Below are 15,920 nucleotides of genomic sequence, written 5' to 3' on the forward strand. Positions count from 1 at the left end.
GAGTACGAGACGCTAGGCGCCGTTGCCATGGCCGCTTTCCTCTGCTTTCGCTTGTTTCGCTCGTGGCGCGCGTCACGGAGACGCGAGACATCCGATGGTCCCACCTACCGGCGAGTAGGAGGTAACCAAGCCCTCATTCCGGAAGAAATCTTCCGGAACGCGGGAGGACCAAATGCCGACGGGCGCCCTTCCGTCAGGAAGGACGCCCGTCAGGACATCTAGGTGGCACCGACCCGCCATGCTCGCCTCGCGGCAAGTGGTCGCTCGAAGCGACTAAGGTTGGGCCCGGGGGCTTGGATCGAGCCGGTGCCGTACCCAGGCTAACAAACCGGTCCCGGAAGTCATTCCGGTAGGGCGCGTTCCGCTTGGGGAACGTCTGAACGGCGCAGCCGTCAGTCCCGCAGCAGGTCCGGCACCCCGTTCTCGTCCGGGTCGTCCTTCCCGCCCGAGAGCACCGTCAGACGCTGCGTCGCGCGGGTGAGGGCCACGTAGAGCACGCGCAGGCCGGCCGGGGACTCGTCGGCGATCTCGGCGGGCGAGACCACGACCGTCGCGTCGTACTCCAGCCCCTTCGCCTCCAGGCTGCCCAGCACCACCACGCGCTCGCTCAGCCCCGCCAGCCACTGGCGGGCCTCCGCGCGGCGGCCCATGGGGACGACCACGCCGACCGTGCCGTCCACGTCGGCCAGCAGGTGCAGCGCCTCCTCCCGCACGGCCGCGCCCAGGTCGTCGCCCGCCACGGTGAAGCGGGGCACGACGCCGGTGGAGCGCACCGCGCGCGGCGACTCCATGCCCGGCATCGCGAGGGCCAGCACCTTCGCCGCCAGCTCGGCGATCTCCGCGGGGTTGCGGTAGTTCACGGTCAGCTGGAAGCGGCGGCGCGGGCGGGTGCCCAGCGCCTCGTCCCGGGCGGCGCCGGCCTCGTCGGGGTCCGACCAGGAGGACTGGGCCGGGTCGCCGACGATCGTCCAGGTGGCGTGGCGGCCGCGGCGGCCGACCATCCGCCACTGCATGGGCGTCAGGTCCTGCGCCTCGTCGACGATGACGTGCGCGTAGTCGCGGCGTTCCAGGGCCAGCCGCTCGGCGCGCTCGCGGCGCGACTCCGAGCGCTGGGGCATGAGCTCCTCCAGCCCGGTGAGCTGGTCGAGGGGATCGGCCTCACGCGGCTGCTTGGGCTTGAACGGGACGCCCAGCAGCGTCTCCAGCTCGTCCAGCAGCGCCACGTCGTGCACCGACAGCGGGCCCCGGCCGGCGGCGTCCAGGCGGCGCAGCGAGCGGGCCAGCTGGCGCACTTCGCGGGGGTTGAGGACGCGGCGCGACCAGCGGCCCAGCCGCTTCTCGTCGGCCAGGCAGGCCAGCACCCGGCGCGGGGTGAGCTCGGGCCACCAGGCGTCGAGGAAGGAGAGGAAGGAGTCCTCGGTGGTGATGTCCTCGTCGAACGCCGAGCGGGCCTCGGCCGCGAGCTCGGGGTCGGTGTAGCGCTTGGGGCCGCCGGCCCTGGACCACAGGGCGTCCAGGATCAGGCGGCGGGCGCGGGGCCGGAGCAGGTTGACGGGCGCGGTGCCGCCGAGGGCGGCGTTGCGGATGCGGCGCAGGTCCTCGGTCTCCAGCTCGACGCGGGCGCCGAAGGCGACCACGCGCAGCCGCTCGGGCACCTCGACGCCGGCCACCGGCACCTCCAGTGCTCCGCGCACCGCCTTGCGGAGCACCTTGAGCATGCGGGAGGAGCCCTTGATGCGGGCGATGGCCGGCTCGTCGTAGGTGTCGGCCTCGGCGCCGTCCACGAGGTTGCCGACCGCGCGGATGGCGACCTGGCCCTCCTCGCCGAGCGAGGGCAGCACGCCCTCGGTGTAGGCGACGAGCAGCGGCGTCGGCGAGACGACGAGGATGCCGCCCGCGTAGCGCCGGCGGTCCTGGTAGAGGAGGTAGGCGGCCCGGTGCAGGGCCACGGCCGTCTTGCCGGTGCCCGGGCCGCCCTCGACCTCGGTGACGGAGGCGGCGGGGGCCCGGATGACCAGATCCTGCTCGGCCTGGATGGAGGAGACGATGTCGCGCATCGTGTGGCTGCGGGCCTGGCCGAGGGCGGCCATCAGCGCGCCGTCGCCGACGACGGGGAGCGCGGCCCCGTCCAGCGTGGTGACCAGCTCCGGGCGCAGCAGGTCGTCCTCGACGCCGAGGACGCGGCGGCCCTTGGAGCGGATGACGCGGCGGCGGACGACACGGCCGGGCGCGACCGGGGTCGCGCGGTAGAACGGCGCGGCGGCCGGTGCCCGCCAGTCGATGACGAGCGGGGAGTAATCGGCGTCGAGCACGCCGATGCGGCCGATGTGCAGCGTCTCGGCGATCTCGGCGCGGTCGTCGCGCACCGCGTCGTCGGCGGGCTCGACGGAGGTGTAGGCGCCGTCGGGCCCCTTCTTGCCGTCCTTGCCCAGGAGCAGGTCGATGCGGCCGAAGAGGAAGTCCTCGAACTCGTTGTTCAGCCGGTTGAGGTGCACCCCGGCGCGGAACACCTGGGCGTCCCGCTCGGCCAGTGCGCCCGGCGTACCGACCTGGCCGCGCTTGGCGGCGTCGTCCATGAGGAACTCGGCCTCGTGGATCTTCTCCTCAAGACGCCGGTACACCCGGTCCAGATGGTGCTGTTCGGCACCGATCTCGCGGTCGCGGACCCCGTCGGACTCCGTCGCCGGTCCTGTCGCCACCTGCGCGTCTGTGGCGTTCTGCGCGGCCACCAAGGCCCCCTTCTGCTGTGCGTAGGGCAGCCGTCAACCGTACGCGAACAGGGGTACTGAGCGCACCTGTCAGGACATGAGGGGTTTGCCACGAGTGTCACCTGTTGACGGATCACCTGCGGGGCGTCCGGCGGATCACCCGCGGGGCGTCACAGGGGGACCGTCGCGAGCCTTTTGCCGTCGAGCGTGCGGACCTCGAACCGGGCGATGTCGGCCCGGTCGAAGGCCGCGCCGCCGTGCGTGTACAGCGGCTCCCTGGCCCAGGCGGTGGCGGCGTCCGCCAGGCCGTAGCCGGCCGGCGGGACCGCCCACGTGGTGACCGTCTGCTCCTGGCCGTTCCTGCCGACGGCGACGAGATCGCAGGTCAGCGGGCCTTTGACGTGGCCCAGTCGCAGGGCGACGTGCGTGCCCCAGGGCTTGCTCTGCAGGGACACCGTCGCGTCGACCTGGGTGACCGGGTCGACCGCTCCCTTCTTCTCCCCGTCCTCGTACATCTCCTTGGCGGCGCTCACGCTGCTGTGGGCGGGCGGGTCCTGTGCGATGAGGGCGGCGCCGGCCAGCGGCCCGGCGACGATCAGCGCGACGGCGGCGGCCACCAGCCAGAGCCTGCGGCTGCGCTGGGCCCGGCGCGTGACGGTGACGTCGTCGAGCAGCCGGTCCAGCAGCTCGGGCCGCGGCGTGAGGAAGGCCGGGTCCGGCGCCGACTCCTTGAGCTCGCCGAGGAGCGGGGTCAGTCCCATGAGGTCGTCGAGTTCGGCCGCGCAGCGGGCGCAGCCGGCGAGGTGCTCCTCGAAGCGGGCGGCGTCGGCGTCGCCGAGGGCACCGAGCGCGTACGCGCCGACGGCGGTGTGCTCCTGGTCCGGTGCCGGCCGGTTCATGCCGTCACTCCTCGTTCTTCGAGCGAGAGCTTCAGGGAGCGCAGCGCGTAGAAGACGCGGGACCGGACGGTCCCGGCCGGCACGCCGAGCGCCGCGGCCGCCTCGTTCACCGTACGTCCTTTGAAGTAGGTCTCGATCAGCGCCTCCCGGTGGGCGTCGGAGAGGTCGCCCAGCGCGTCGGAGATGGTCATCAGGCGCAGCGCCCGGTCGATCTCGTCCGCGGCGGGCAGCGTCTCCAGCGGCCCCGGGTCGACCTCGGGGGGCCGGGCCTGCCGGCTGCGGTGGTTGTCGATGACGATGCGCCGGGCGACGGTCACCAGCCAGGGCCGTACGGAACCGGCGGCGCCGCGCAGCCGGTCGGCGTTGCGCCAGGCGCGCAGCAGCGTCTCCTGGACGACGTCTTCCGCACGCTGGCGGTCGCCCGCGACCAGGCGGAGGACGAAGGCGAGCAGCGGACCGGCGTGCTCCGCGTAGAGCGACCGCATCAGGTCCTCGTCCCCGCTCGTCCTGTCCGCCACGACGGCATCCTTGCGCACGCCTTCCCCCTGGGTCGATAGCGCGGATCGATCCGGTCCCGGTGCTCCGGGGCTACGGGCGGGGGTACGGACGCGGCGGGCGCGGCGTTCACCGCCGGGCGGATCAGCTCTTGAGCGCCTGCCCGGCCACGGCGCGCCGGCGGTGGCGGGCCACGCGCTCGCGGTTGCCACAGACCTCGCTGGAGCACCAACGCCGGCGGCGGCCCCGCGAGGTGTCGAGGTAGACGAGCGAGCAGCTCTCGCCCTCGCACTGGCGCAGCCGGCCACGGGCGGCCGGGTCGGTGAGCAGGTCCACCGCGTCGCGGGCGATCTGCCCGAGCAGCTCGCCGCAGTCGGGCGGGCCGGCGAGGCCGAGCACCAGCCGGCCGTCGGTGCCCCGGACGGCCCGCGGGGCGGGCGGGGCGGTGGCGGCGAGGGCGTTGAGCCGCTCCAGGTCGGGGTCGGCGGCGCGGCCGGCGAACTCGGCGTGGACGACGCGGTGCAGCAGGCCGCGGGCGGCCTGGAAGCGCCCGAGCCAGCCGGCGTCGACGGCGTCGAGCGGCGTGCCCGGGGGCACGAGCCCGGCCCCCGTCAGCCAGGCCCGTAACCGCCGGGGGCCGTCGAGGCGTTCGGCCGGTTCGACGGTGGCGACCAGATCGAGGCAGAGCCGCCCGGAGTCGAACCGCAGATCGTGGGAGGCCGCTGCCATGGGCGTTCACCCTTCCTGTCGGTGGCTCCTCCGGCCCAGGGTGCCCGCCCGGCCGGAAGCCCGGAAGTCCCACACGGCCAAGGTGCCCCCAAGGAACCAGCGCCGGGCCCCGGGCGGCCGCCCTTCAGCACCCCATCAGTGCCGCGTCGCCCGGCGGCAGCCACGCCCCCGCCGGCCGCTCCAGCCAGCCGTGGGCGGCCGCCAGCGACCGCGCCGCGGTCCGCAGCGCGTCCAGGCCGGGGTGGTGCAGGCCGCGGCGCCACACCATCGCCACCGGCGACAGCGGCACCGGGCCGGTCAGCGGGCGCAGCACCATGCCGGGCACGGAGACGAACTCCTCGCTCGCCAGGACCGACCAGCCCCGTTTGCGCACGACCCGGACGAACTCCTCCTCGCCCTCGATCTCCGGGAACGGCTCGGCGACGGCGATGCCCCGCCCCTCGAAGAGCCGCTCGGCCAGGTCGGTCCACTCGGCGGTGGCCGGGTTCCCGGCGGCCGCGTACAGCGTCTCGCCGCGTAGCGCGGCCAGCGGCACGTCCGCGCGGGCGGCCAGCGGGTGGTCCTCCCGCAGGAGGACGGCCATCCGCTCCAGCCGTACGGGCTGGTGGCACAGGCCGGCCCGCAGCCCGGCCGGCACGCCGTCGAGGCGGCCGAAGGAGACGTCGAGGCGCCCGTCGGCGAGTGCGGCGGCCGCCCCCGTGAGGCCGCTGTGGCCGCGGGAGACGAACTCCACGTCGGGTGCCGCGCGGCGGGCCGCCGCGAGGACGCGGCGGCCGGTGGTCACGGGCCCGCCGCCGGCATCCACGAGCAACGGCCGGTCGCCGCCCGCGCAGGCCGCCGCCAGCTCGTCGTGGGCGGCGAGCACCCGCCGCACGTACGGCAGCAGCCGGGCGCCCTCCGCCGTGAGGCTCACCTTGCGGGTCGTCCGGACGAACAGGTCGGCGCCCAGGTGCTGTTCGAGCCGGCGTATGTCACGGCTGAGGGCCTGCTGCGCGACGTAGAGCCGCGTCGCCGCCCGGGTGAAGTGCAGTTCCTCGGCGACGGCGGCGAAGGCGCGCAGCAGGCGCGGGTCCATGTCGTGGGGCATGGACGGCAGTCAACAGCACGGGGGCCGGTCAGGCGGGGCGCGGACGTGCCGTCCTGGACGCACCCCGCCCCACAGCCCGCTCCGGGGCGCGGCTCAGGCGCCGGCGGCCCCCGGCGTTCCCTCCGTCTCCTCCTCCAGGAAGACGAGGAGGTCATCGGCTGCTTCGGCCGGCTCACCAAGCGAACGGCCGCCTCCGCCGACGCGGCGCGGTGACGCTGCCCGCCGCCCCCTGCTCAGCCGTCGCGGCGGGCCCGGCGGCGCATCACCGTCGCCGTCGTCACGGCGGCGGCCGTGGCCGCTGCGAGGCCCGCGCCGCCGGCCGCGATCAGCATCGTGCGGTCCGGACCGCCGGAAGCCGAGGACGCCGGAGAGGAACGGGAGGATCTGGACGACGCGGAGGTCGACGCGGAGGACGCGGTGGCGGCGCCGGTGACGACGAGGTGGCCCGTCCGTTTCACCCGCCCGTGGTGGCTGATGACCGTGACGGGATAGCGCCCGGCCGCGAGCCCGGACCGGACCCGGGCGGGCCCGTAGTAGCGCGGGACGTCGCCGTCGCCCGCCTTGCCGGCGTCGCGCCGGAGCGGCACGGGCCGCTCGAAGGCCGGGGAGGTCGCGGTGAGCCGCTCCTCCTCCCCCGGGTCGGGCGAGGAGTCCCGCCACAGGACGTTGACCTTCCCCCCGGCCGCGACCTTGTGGCCGTGCGCGCGGGCCGCCTCGGGGCGGCCCTGCGCGGCGAAGAAGGCCGGGCCGCGCACCCTGCCGACGTAGTCGCCGTCACCGGGCCGGGCGGCGCGGACCACCAGCGGCAGTTCCTGCACCCGCCGGCCGTCGGCGCCGGTGAGGGTGACCTTGTAGGTGCCGTCCTTGACGTCCGGCGGCAGGGCGACGAGCGCGGTGAACATCCGGGGGTTGTTCCAGTGCGAGCCCGCCGGGTCGTGGGTGAGGCGGACCTTCGAGCGGAAGGCCGGGGAGACGGCGGTGAAGACGTCACCGGTCGCCCCGGGCCGCAGGTCGTCGAAGGAGAGCCCGAGCCGCTCCCCCGGCCGCAGCACGTCGTCGGGGGCACCGGCCCGGAACTCGGCTGGCCGCGGGGCCCGCACCTCCACCCGGTCCTCGGCGACGACCCGTCCGCCGGCGTGGACGGTCAGCGGGTACGTGCCGGGCTTGACGGTCATGGCGACGGCCGGGCGCGCGTGGTGGGCCCGCCCGTCCGGCCCGTGCGGGGCGAGGCGCACCCGGTGGCGGAAGACGGGCGAGGTGACGGTGACGGCGCCGCGGTCGCGCACGCCCTGCACCTCGATGTCGATCAGCTCGCCGGGGCGGTTGCCGAAGGCCCCGTTGACCAGCAGGTGCACCTCGTGGGAACCGTCGCCGGGGCCGTCCGCGACGGCGGACGGGACTCCGCCCGCCCACACCGCACCCGTCCCCGCCACGACGACGACCGCCGTCCGCGTCCAGTGCACCCGGCCACCCCCTAGGTCGCTCTGTAAGAGGCCGCCCCCGGCCTGTCGGTTGCCCGCCGAAGGAACGGGAACGAGTACGACTAAGGCCCCACCGCCCGGGAGCGGTGGGGCCTTCGCCTCACATGGGATGAGTGGAGATGGCGGGAATCGAACCCGCGTCCAACGGTGCAGAACCAGGGCTTCTCCGTGTGCAGTTCGCTGCGATTTTCTCGGCCCCGGAGATCACGCGAACAAGTCTCCGACGGGCTCAGCCACTGTTTGATTTCCCACTGGACCCCGTGACCGGGTCTAGTGGTTTAGTTCCCTAGCTGATGCCAGGATCCGGGTCGGGAACAGCCCCGGGCTGACACTTCGCAAGTCGCTACTTAGGCAGCGAGGGCGAAGGAATCGCGCTTGGTGTTGGCGATTATTGGTTGCGACATATGGTTTACGAGATCATTGCCGCTTCCTCGACACGCTTCCCCTGCTTCGACATCCGCTGTCGAAACCGATCATCCCCATGTTGATTTTTCAATCTACGCACACGCGGCACCACCCGGTGTGCTGTGCGCCCATCGTACGTGACCAACGCACGACGGTGCCAGCGAATTCCCGTGAGGGGGACTAGCCCCGCTGGGCGCGCTGGGCCTGCTGGCGCCTGCGGGCGGCCGCGATCGCCCGGTTCGACTCGCGCGTGTCCTGCTTCTCGCGCAGCGTCTGCCGCTTGTCGTACTCCTTCTTGCCCTTGGCCAGGGCGATCTCGACCTTGGCCCGGCCGTCCTTGAAGTAGATGGCGAGCGGCACGATGGTGTGCCCCGTCTCCTGCGACTTCGAGTCGAGCTTGTCGATCTCCGCCCGGTGCATCAGCAGCTTGCGCTTGCGGCGCGCGCTGTGGTTCGTCCACGTGCCCTGGGCGTACTCGGGGATGTGGGCGTTGTGCAGCCATGCCTCGCCGCCGTCGATCTGGACGAAGCCGTCCACCAGCGAGGAACGACCCTGGCGCAGCGACTTCACCTCGGTGCCGGTCAGCACCATGCCGCACTCATAGGTGTCCAGAATGTGGTAATCGTGTCGCGCCTTCTTGTTCTGCGCGACCAGTTTGCGACCCGTCTTCTCTTTCTTAGCCATAGCGCGGCCATTCTCGCACTAGGACCCACCCCCGAGGCCACCCAATACTGTGCGGGCCCGCTGCTCGGCGTCGTCGCGCACCACCAGGTCGGGCATGATGCCGGCGCCGTCGACCGAGCGGCCCGAGGGGGTGCGGTAGTGGCCGACGGTGAGCTCGGCGACCGAGCCCTCCGCGAGCCGGCTGGGCATCTGCACGGACCCCTTGCCGAAGGTGCGGGAGCCGACGACGACCGCCCGGCCGCGGTCCTGCAGGGCGCCCGTCAGCAGTTCCGCGGCGCTCATGGTGCCACCGTCGACGAGGACGACCAGCGGCCGCCGGGTGTCCCCGCCCCGTGCGGCCTCCAGGACGCGCGGCCGGCCGTGGACGTCGTACGTGGCGACGAGGCCGCCGTCGAGGAAGGCGGAGGCGGCGGTGACGGCCTCCGTGAGCAGGCCGCCGGAGTTGCCGCGCAGGTCCAGCAGCACGCCCTCGCCGGGCGCGGCCGCCCGTACGGCCTCCCGGACGCGGTCACCGGTGCCCTTGGTGAACGAGCCGACCTTGATCAGGGTGGCCGGTGCCGTGCCGGGCCCGCCTGCGGCCAGCCGGACGGCCTCGACGTTCTCGGTGGCCAGCCGCGCCCGCAGCAGCGTCCGCTCCCAGCGCCGCCCGCCGCGCTGGAGGCCGAGGCGTACGGGCGTGCCGGGCGCGGCGGCCGGCCAGGCGGAGAGGGTGCGGCCGTCGCCGCGCAGCAGGGAGACGACGTCGGTGACCGGGCGCCCGGTGACGTCGACCGCGTCGATGGTGCGGATCCGGTCGCCGGGCCGGACCCCGGCCCGCTCCGCGGGGCCGCCGGGGCGCACGGCGTCGACCTCCATGCGGCCGCCGCCGGTGCGGCGGGTGGTCAGGCCGACGCCCACGTAGGCGCCGTCGAGGGCGAGGGCGAAGCCCTCGTACTCGCGGGGGCTGTACACGACGCTCCAGGCGTCGCCGCTGCGGTCGATGAGCTCGGCGGCCGCCTCGGAGCCGGACTTGCCGTCCTCGGCCGCCTCCGCGGCGGCGGCCTCCAGGGCGTTGCGGTCGACGGCCCGGGCGGCGGTGCGCGGCGGGGTGCGGTCCACGGCCGGATTCCGGCCGTCCTGCCCCTCCTCGCCCCAGGAGCCCGTGACGGCGCCGGTCGCCAGCACACCCGCGAAGACCAATGTCAGAACGGCCCCGCGGCGGGCGCGGCGCGGCGGAACGAACATCGTCGGGCCGGGCATGCGCGTGAGTCTAGGACACCGAAGGGCGCCGCACGGTGAGTTGACCGCACGGCGCCCTGGGCGCTTCTCCCGGTGTCCGTCAGACCTTGAGGTACTTCCGCAGGGCCGCGAAGGCGGCGAGTGCGGGCATCAGCAGGCCGATGGCGAGCACGAGCGGCAGCTTGGCCAGCACCGCGTCCCAGCCGATGAACTGGATGACGTCGATGTGGTGGGCCAGCCAGTTGTTGACCAGGAAGTACTGCCCGCCGACGAGCAGGACGCAGGCGAAGCCCGCGCCGAGCAGGCCGGCGAAGGCGGCCTCCATGATGAAGGGGATCTGGATGTAGAAGCTGGACGCGCCGACCAGGCGCATGATGCCGGTCTCGCGGCGGCGGCTGAAGGCGGAGACGCGGACCGTGTTGACGATCAGCATCAGGGCCACCACCAGCATCAGGGCCATCACGCCGAGCGCCGCGTAGTTCATCCCGTTGAGGAGGTTGAAGAGATTCTCCAGCAGGGTCTTCTGGTCCTGCACCACCTGCACGCCGGGGCGCTGGGAGAAGGCGCTGGAGATGACGGCGTACTTGGAGGGGTCCTTCAGCTTGACCCGGAAGGACTCCTGCATCTGGTCCGGGGTGAGGGAACCGGCGATCGGCGACTTGCCGAACTGCTCCTTGTAGTGCTTGTACGCCTCGTCGGCCGTCTCGAACTGGACGCTCTGGACGACCGGCATCTTCTGCAGGTCGGCCTTGATCTGCTTCTTCTGCTCGTCGGTGGCCACGCCCTTGGCGCAGGCGGGGTCCGACTCGGCGTCGATCTTGTTGCAGAGGAAGATGGAGACGTTGACCTTGTCGTACCAGTAGCCCTTCATCGTGCTGACCTGCTCGCGCATGAGCAGGGAGCCGCCGAAGAGGGCGAGCGACAGGGCGACGGAGACGATCACCGCGAAGGTCATCGTGAGATTGCGGCGGAGACCGACGCCGATCTCCGACAGGACGAACTGGGCGCGCATGGCGTCCTTTCAGTGCCTTCAGGCGGTTCAGTGCTGGTAGCCGTAGACGCCGCGCGACTGGTCGCGCACGAGACGGCCCTGTTCGAGTTCGATGACGCGCTTGCGCATCTGGTCGACGATCTGCTGGTCGTGGGTGGCCATGATGACCGTGGTGCCGGTCCGGTTGATCCGGTCGAGCAGCTTCATGATGCCGACCGAGGTCTGCGGGTCCAGGTTGCCGGTCGGCTCGTCGGCGATCAGCAGCAGGGGACGGTTGACGAACGCACGGGCGATCGCGACGCGCTGCTGCTCACCGCCGGAGAGCTCACCGGGCATGCGCTCCTCCTTGCCGCCGAGACCGACCAGCTCCAGGACCTGGGGGACGGCCTTGCGGATCTCCCCGCGCGGCTTGCCGATGACCTCCAGGGCGAAGGCCACGTTCTGGGCGACGGTCTTGTTCGGCAGCAGCCGGAAGTCCTGGAAGACCGTGCCCAACTGGCGGCGCATCTGCGGCACTTTCCAGTTGGAGATCCGGGCGAGGTCCTTGCCGAGCACATGGACCTGACCGTGACTGGCCCGCTCCTCGCGCAGCAGCAGCCTCAGGAATGTCGACTTCCCGGAACCCGACGAACCGACGAGGAAGACGAACTCGCCTTTCTCGATCTCAAGCGAGACGTCCCGGAGGGCGGGACGGTTCTGCTTGGGGTAGGACTTGGAGACGTTGTCGAATCGGATCACGAGTGCACCACGTGTCGGCCTGGAGAGCGGCACGGAACGCCGCGTTTCGCAGCGCCCGTCGGTGTGCGTGACCATACCGAACCGTCCGTGTACGCGCAGTCGGCATCCCGTGTTGACGCCCACCCGACCACCGGGTTCGGGGACAAATCCTGGAGAATCGACTCCTGTGGCACGGTGTGCGGGACCCCGCGCGCCGAACGGCGGGAAAGCTGGCACAGTGGTAAGGGGAACCGCATGCTGCCCCCGCGCGTTGGACGTACCGGAGGAGGACATCGCATGACATGCGACCGACTGGTGTGCGCCCACTGCGCGGCCCCCGTCAGCGAGGGCAGGTGCCCGGTCTGCCGGGCCAGCCGCGAGCGGCTGCAGCATCAGGAAGGCATCTTCGCCGGGCTGACGCCTGCGGCGCTGATCGTGCTGCTCGTGGCGCTCGTCGCGGTGATGGTGCTGGTCCGCGGCTTCGCGGGATAGCGGCAGCAGCTGCGACCGCGTGCGGCACCGCGTGCGGCCGGGCAGACGACGGTGACGGTACGGACACGCGACGGTACGGACGGACGAGGCCCGGGGTGCAGGAGCGCCCCGGGCCTCGGTCGTGCTGTGCCTGGTGCCGTCAGGCGGCGGTGCTGCGGTTGATCAGGCGCGGCAGCATGCGGAAGCCGACGCCGCCGGCGATCATCGTCGCGGCACCGGCCACGAGGAAGGCGGTCTGACCGGCGCCGGTCTGCGCGAGCTCGCCGGTCTGGGCCAGCTCCTCCTTGGCCTTGCCCTGCTGGACGGGCTGCGAGCCACCGTTGTCGGGGCTGGTGTTGCAGTTGCCGTCGGTGTCGACCGGGCAGGTGCGGGCGTCGTCGCCGGTGCTGCCGCTGCCGCCCGTGCCGCCGGTGGCGGAGCCGTCGTGAGTGCCACCGCCGGTCGTACCGCCGCCGGAGGTGCCGTGGTCACCGCCGGTGGAGCCGCCGCCGGTGGTGCTGCCACCGCCCGTGGTGCCACCGCCGGTCGTGCCGCCACCCGTGGTGCTGCCACCGGTGGAGCCGCCGCCCGTCGTGCTGCCGCCCGTGGTGCCGCCGCCGGTGGTCTCGCCACCGGTCGTGCCACCACCCGTGGTGCCGCCGCCGGTCGTGCCACCACCCGTGGCGCCACCGCCCGTGGTCTCACCGCCGGTCGTGCCACCACCGGTCGTGCTGCCACCCGTGGTGCCGCCGCCGGTCGTCTCGCCGCCCGTGGTGCTGCCGCCGGTCGTGCCGCCACCGGTCGTCCCACCGCCCGTGGTGGTGCCACCCGTGGTGCCGCCGCCGGTCGTCTCACCACCGGTCGTGCTGCCACCCGTGGCGCCGCCACCGGTCGTGCCGCCACCCGTGGTGGTGCCGCCCGTCGTGCCGCCGCCGGTGGTGCCACCGGGCGTCGTGGGCTGCGGGATCGAGGTCGGGCCGGTCGTGGGGTCGGTGCCGTCCGCGGTGTGGACGTCCACGCTGACCTTGTCCCCGATGCCGACGTCGACACCGGCGGCCGAGGCCGCGCCGGCGGCCGTCAGCGAAGCACCCGCGGCGATCATCGCGCCGGCCGCTATGCGCGCCACGCGCAGCCGCGTCTTGTTCGTCATATGCCTGCTACCCCCAGTAGCTGATCTCGTCAATGGAGCAGCTATGCACGGGGCGGTGGCGCTTCGGGGGCGGCGTGACCGAACCGGCCGTACACCTCGTACAGGCCGGGACGCTCGCCCCCCGCCACACGTGCCCCAGTGATACGCATGCCGCACGCCAGCCTTCCCAGTTTTCCGGGCAGCGTCAAGGAAGTTACGGGCGTGATGTCCGGCTATACGGGGGGTTGTTCGGGCTTGTTTCGAGGATTCGAGGAGGAAGGGCTACTTCTCCTGCTGCTCCTGCTGCTTGCGCCAGCGGATGCCGGCCTCCAGGAAGCCGTCGATCTCGCCGTCGAGCACGGACTGCGGGTTGCCCACCTCGTGCTCGGTGCGGAGGTCCTTGACCATCTGGTAGGGGTGCAGGACGTACGAACGCATCTGGTTGCCCCAGGAGTTGCCGCCGTCGCCCTTGAGCGCGTCCATCTTCGCCTGCTCCTCCTGGCGGCGGCGCTCAAGGAGCTTGGCCTGGAGGACGTTCATGGCGCTCGCCTTGTTCTGGATCTGTGAGCGCTCGTTCTGGCAGGAGACGACGATGCCGGTGGGGATGTGCGTGATGCGGACCGCGGAGTCGGTCGTGTTGACGCCCTGGCCGCCGGGGCCGGACGCGCGGTACACGTCGACGCGCAGCTCGGACTCGTCGATCTCGACGTGGTCGGACTGCTCGACGACGGGCAGGACCTCGACGCCCGCGAAGGACGTCTGGCGACGGCCCTGGTTGTCGAAGGGCGAGATGCGCACCAGGCGGTGCGTGCCCTGCTCGACGGAGAGCGTGCCGTAGGCGTACGGAGCGTTGACGACGAAGGTGGTCGACTTGATGCCGGCCTCTTCGGCGTACGAGGTCTCGTAGATCTCGGTCTTGTAGCCGTGGCGCTCGGCCCAGCGCAGGTACATGCGCTGGAGGCGCTCGGCGAAGTCGGAGGCGTCGACGCCGCCGGCCTCGGCGCGGATGTTGACGAGGGCCTCACGGGCGTCGTACTCGCCGGACAGGAGGGTGCGGACCTCCATCTCGTCCAGCGCCTTGCGGACGGATGCCAGCTCGGCCTCGGCCTCGGCCTGGGTGTCCGCGTCGTCCTCGGCCTCGGCGAGCTCGAAGAGCACCCCGAGGTCGTCGATGCGCCCGCGCAGCGCCTCGGCCTTGCGCAGCTCCGCCTGGAGGTGCGACAGCTGGCTGGTGATCTTCTGGGCCGCGTCCGGGTCGTCCCACAGGGACGGGGCGGCCGCCTGCTCCTCAAGCACGGCGATGTCGGCCCTCATCCTGTCGAGGTCCAGAACGGCCTCGATCGACCCCATGGTCGAGGAGAGGGACTTCAGCTCTTCGGATACATCAACGACTGCCACGCACCCAGCCTAACGGCTGCGCGGGGCAACCCGGCCCGAAGGGATGTGATCGAGGCCACCGCGCACCGCCCGGCCGCCCCTATCGCAGGGGCTCCACCGAGCCCTGGGCCGGGCCGTGTCCGGGCGTCCGGGACGGCTCGGTGCGGTGGACGCCCGGCTGCTTCCCGCCCGGCTTCGCGTCGCCCGTGTCCGTGCCGCCTCCCACGGCGAACCAGCCGCCCACGCCCGCGGCCGCCGCCAGCGCCACCGCCGCCGCGCCGAGCCGGATGCGGCGCCGGCGCACCTCCGCCGCTGAGCGGTGCCGCGCCGAACCGGCGCGGCGCTGCCCTGCCGTCCGCGGGGCGCGGGCCGTGCCGTGCGCACCGCCCGCCAGCTCCTCCGGACCCGGCACCCGCATGCTCGTGTGCGTGTCGCGGCTGGAGTCGGACACGGCACCGGGGACGAGCGGCACCACGCCGCGGCGGCGCGGCTCGGGAGCGGGAGGCGGGGTCGTCCCGCCCTCGTAGGCGCTCTCGCGCTCCGCACCGTCGCCCGGCTCCTCGGGCTCGTCGATGTCGAGCGGCGGGATCCCGGCCAGGCCGGGCTGCAGCTCGCGCAGCCGCGCCGCGAGCTCGGAGGCGCGCAGCCGGGAGGCGGGCGCCTTCGCCAGGCACTGGACGACGAGCTGCCACAGCTCGTCGGGAATGCCGGGCAGCGGGGCCACCGTCTCGGTGACGTGCCGGCGCAGCACCGCGCCCGGGTGACCGCCGCCGAAGGGCGTGAAGCCGGCCAGCAGCTCGTACAGGACGGTGGCCAGGGCGTAGACGTCGACGGAGGCGCGCGGCGGGAGGCCCTCGATGATCTCGGGGGCGAGGTAGTCGGGGGTGCCGATGACGCTGCGCTGGCCGGCGGGGCGGCCACCGGGGCCGTCGCCGGTGCGCTCGCGGGCCGGGCGCGGGAAGTCGACGAGCCGGGCGATGCCGAAGTCCGTGAGCAGCGCGGGGTGCGCCCCGCCGGGCCCGAGGGGGCCCTGCATGTCGAGGAGGACGTTCTCGGGCTTGACGTCCCGGTGGATGATGCCGGCGGCGTGCGCGGCGGCGAGGCCGTCCGCGACGTCGGCGACTATCGCGACGGCCGCCTCGGGGGCGAGGCGGCGCTCGCGGTCGAGGCGGGTCCGCAGGTCCGTACCGCGGATGAGGTCCATGACCAGGGCGAGGTCGGCGCCGTCGACGACGAGGTCGCGGACGCCGACCACATGGGGGTGGTCGAGACCGAGGAGGGCGGCGCGCTCCTGCACGAAGCGGCCGACGAGCTCCTGATCGGAGGCGAGGTCCTCGCGCAGGAGCTTGATGGCGACCGGGCCCTCGGGGCCGTCGCCGAGCCACACCGTCCCGGCGCTGCCGCGGCCCAGGACCTGGTGGGCGGTGTACCGGCTGCCGATCTTCCGTGCCAAGACTGTTCCCCGACTCCTCCGTCATCCGACAGGCTCGCTGGCGACCAAGCTACGCGGCCGGAGGAAGGTTGGGGAC

14 protein-coding genes and 1 other RNA gene are annotated in these 15,920 nt (G+C 73.2%); 1 reads left to right on the forward strand and 14 read right to left on the reverse strand.

What is annotated here, in order from left to right:
• Nucleotides 1-392: 392 nt before the first annotated feature.
• From LE181_RS20595 to ftsE, 11 genes are all read right to left on the reverse strand, one after another.
• Complete coding sequence (locus LE181_RS20595) at nt 393-2,729, reverse strand: HelD family protein (protein ID WP_372458432.1); 2,337 nt, start codon at nt 2,727-2,729, stop codon at nt 393-395.
• 149 nt (nt 2,730-2,878) lie between these two features.
• Nucleotides 2,879-3,607, reverse strand: coding sequence for a zf-HC2 domain-containing protein (locus tag LE181_RS20600; RefSeq protein WP_225662794.1), 729 nt, complete (start codon nt 3,605-3,607; stop codon nt 2,879-2,881).
• Nucleotides 3,604-4,143 carry a sigma-70 family RNA polymerase sigma factor gene (locus tag LE181_RS20605; protein ID WP_372458433.1) on the reverse strand — a complete coding sequence of 180 codons (540 nt, stop codon included), beginning with the start codon at nt 4,141-4,143 and terminating at the stop codon, nt 3,604-3,606. Before LE181_RS20605 ends, LE181_RS20600 begins: the two co-directional genes overlap by 4 nt.
• Nucleotides 4,144-4,246: 103 nt before the next feature.
• A complete protein-coding gene (locus LE181_RS20610; RefSeq protein WP_225662796.1) occupies nt 4,247-4,831 on the reverse strand; it encodes a CGNR zinc finger domain-containing protein in 585 nt (194 codons plus the stop codon).
• Between the two features lie 124 nt (nt 4,832-4,955).
• Nucleotides 4,956-5,918, reverse strand: coding sequence for a LysR family transcriptional regulator (locus tag LE181_RS20615; RefSeq protein ID WP_308103172.1), 963 nt, complete (start codon nt 5,916-5,918; stop codon nt 4,956-4,958).
• A gap of 233 nt (nt 5,919-6,151) precedes the next feature.
• Entirely contained in the window at nt 6,152-7,381 is a 1,230-nt protein-coding gene (locus tag LE181_RS20620; protein WP_225662797.1) for a hypothetical protein, read from the reverse strand.
• Between the two features lie 129 nt (nt 7,382-7,510).
• Nucleotides 7,511-7,880: a transfer-messenger RNA gene (ssrA, locus tag LE181_RS20625) on the reverse strand.
• A gap of 104 nt (nt 7,881-7,984) precedes the next feature.
• On the reverse strand, nt 7,985-8,488 hold the full coding sequence (gene smpB / locus LE181_RS20630) for an SsrA-binding protein SmpB (protein WP_225662798.1): 504 nt from the start codon (nt 8,486-8,488) through the stop codon (nt 7,985-7,987).
• A gap of 18 nt (nt 8,489-8,506) precedes the next feature.
• Nucleotides 8,507-9,727 (reverse strand): S41 family peptidase, encoded by a 1,221-nt coding sequence (locus LE181_RS20635; RefSeq protein WP_225662799.1) that lies wholly within the window; start codon nt 9,725-9,727, stop codon nt 8,507-8,509.
• A gap of 79 nt (nt 9,728-9,806) precedes the next feature.
• A complete protein-coding gene (gene ftsX, locus LE181_RS20640; protein ID WP_190112687.1) occupies nt 9,807-10,718 on the reverse strand; it encodes a permease-like cell division protein FtsX in 912 nt (303 codons plus the stop codon).
• A 27-nt stretch (nt 10,719-10,745) separates the two neighbouring features.
• On the reverse strand, nt 10,746-11,435 hold the full coding sequence (gene ftsE, locus LE181_RS20645) for a cell division ATP-binding protein FtsE (RefSeq protein WP_190112686.1): 690 nt from the start codon (nt 11,433-11,435) through the stop codon (nt 10,746-10,748).
• 276 nt (nt 11,436-11,711) lie between these two features.
• Between ftsE and LE181_RS20650 the strand changes: the two genes are divergently transcribed.
• Nucleotides 11,712-11,906 (forward strand): hypothetical protein, encoded by a 195-nt coding sequence (locus LE181_RS20650; protein ID WP_225662800.1) that lies wholly within the window; start codon nt 11,712-11,714, stop codon nt 11,904-11,906.
• Between the two features lie 139 nt (nt 11,907-12,045).
• Here the strand turns inward: LE181_RS20650 and LE181_RS20655 are convergent, their stop codons facing one another.
• The 3 genes from LE181_RS20655 to LE181_RS20665 all read right to left on the reverse strand — a co-directional run bounded on the left by LE181_RS20655 (nt 12,046) and on the right by LE181_RS20665 (nt 15,844).
• A complete protein-coding gene (locus LE181_RS20655; protein WP_225662801.1) occupies nt 12,046-13,035 on the reverse strand; it encodes a hypothetical protein in 990 nt (329 codons plus the stop codon).
• Between the two features lie 261 nt (nt 13,036-13,296).
• Entirely contained in the window at nt 13,297-14,412 is a 1,116-nt protein-coding gene (gene prfB / locus LE181_RS20660; protein WP_225662802.1) for a peptide chain release factor 2, read from the reverse strand.
• A 79-nt stretch (nt 14,413-14,491) separates the two neighbouring features.
• A complete protein-coding gene (locus LE181_RS20665) occupies nt 14,492-15,844 on the reverse strand; it encodes a serine/threonine-protein kinase (RefSeq protein WP_225662803.1) in 1,353 nt (450 codons plus the stop codon).
• Nucleotides 15,845-15,920: the final 76 nt, after the last annotated feature.

Source organism: Streptomyces sichuanensis, assembly GCF_020328095.1.
Taxonomy (GTDB): Bacteria; Actinomycetota; Actinomycetes; order Streptomycetales; family Streptomycetaceae; genus Streptomyces; species Streptomyces cinnamoneus.

Bases quoted from the DNA above. Each gene is read 5' to 3' on its own strand.
- LE181_RS20650 (WP_225662800.1), top strand. From the start codon at position 11,712: ATGACATGCGACCGACTGGTGTGCGCCCACTGCGCGGCCCCCGTCAGC.
- ftsX (WP_190112687.1), bottom strand. From the start codon at position 10,718: ATGCGCGCCCAGTTCGTCCTGTCGGAGATCGGCGTCGGTCTCCGCCGC.
- LE181_RS20635 (WP_225662799.1), bottom strand. From the start codon at position 9,727: ATGCCCGGCCCGACGATGTTCGTTCCGCCGCGCCGCGCCCGCCGCGGG.
- LE181_RS20655 (WP_225662801.1), bottom strand. From the start codon at position 13,035: ATGACGAACAAGACGCGGCTGCGCGTGGCGCGCATAGCGGCCGGCGCG.
- smpB (WP_225662798.1), bottom strand. From the start codon at position 8,488: ATGGCTAAGAAAGAGAAGACGGGTCGCAAACTGGTCGCGCAGAACAAG.
- LE181_RS20615 (WP_308103172.1), bottom strand. From the start codon at position 5,918: ATGCCCCACGACATGGACCCGCGCCTGCTGCGCGCCTTCGCCGCCGTC.
- LE181_RS20610 (WP_225662796.1), bottom strand. From the start codon at position 4,831: ATGGCAGCGGCCTCCCACGATCTGCGGTTCGACTCCGGGCGGCTCTGC.
- LE181_RS20600 (WP_225662794.1), bottom strand. From the start codon at position 3,607: ATGAACCGGCCGGCACCGGACCAGGAGCACACCGCCGTCGGCGCGTAC.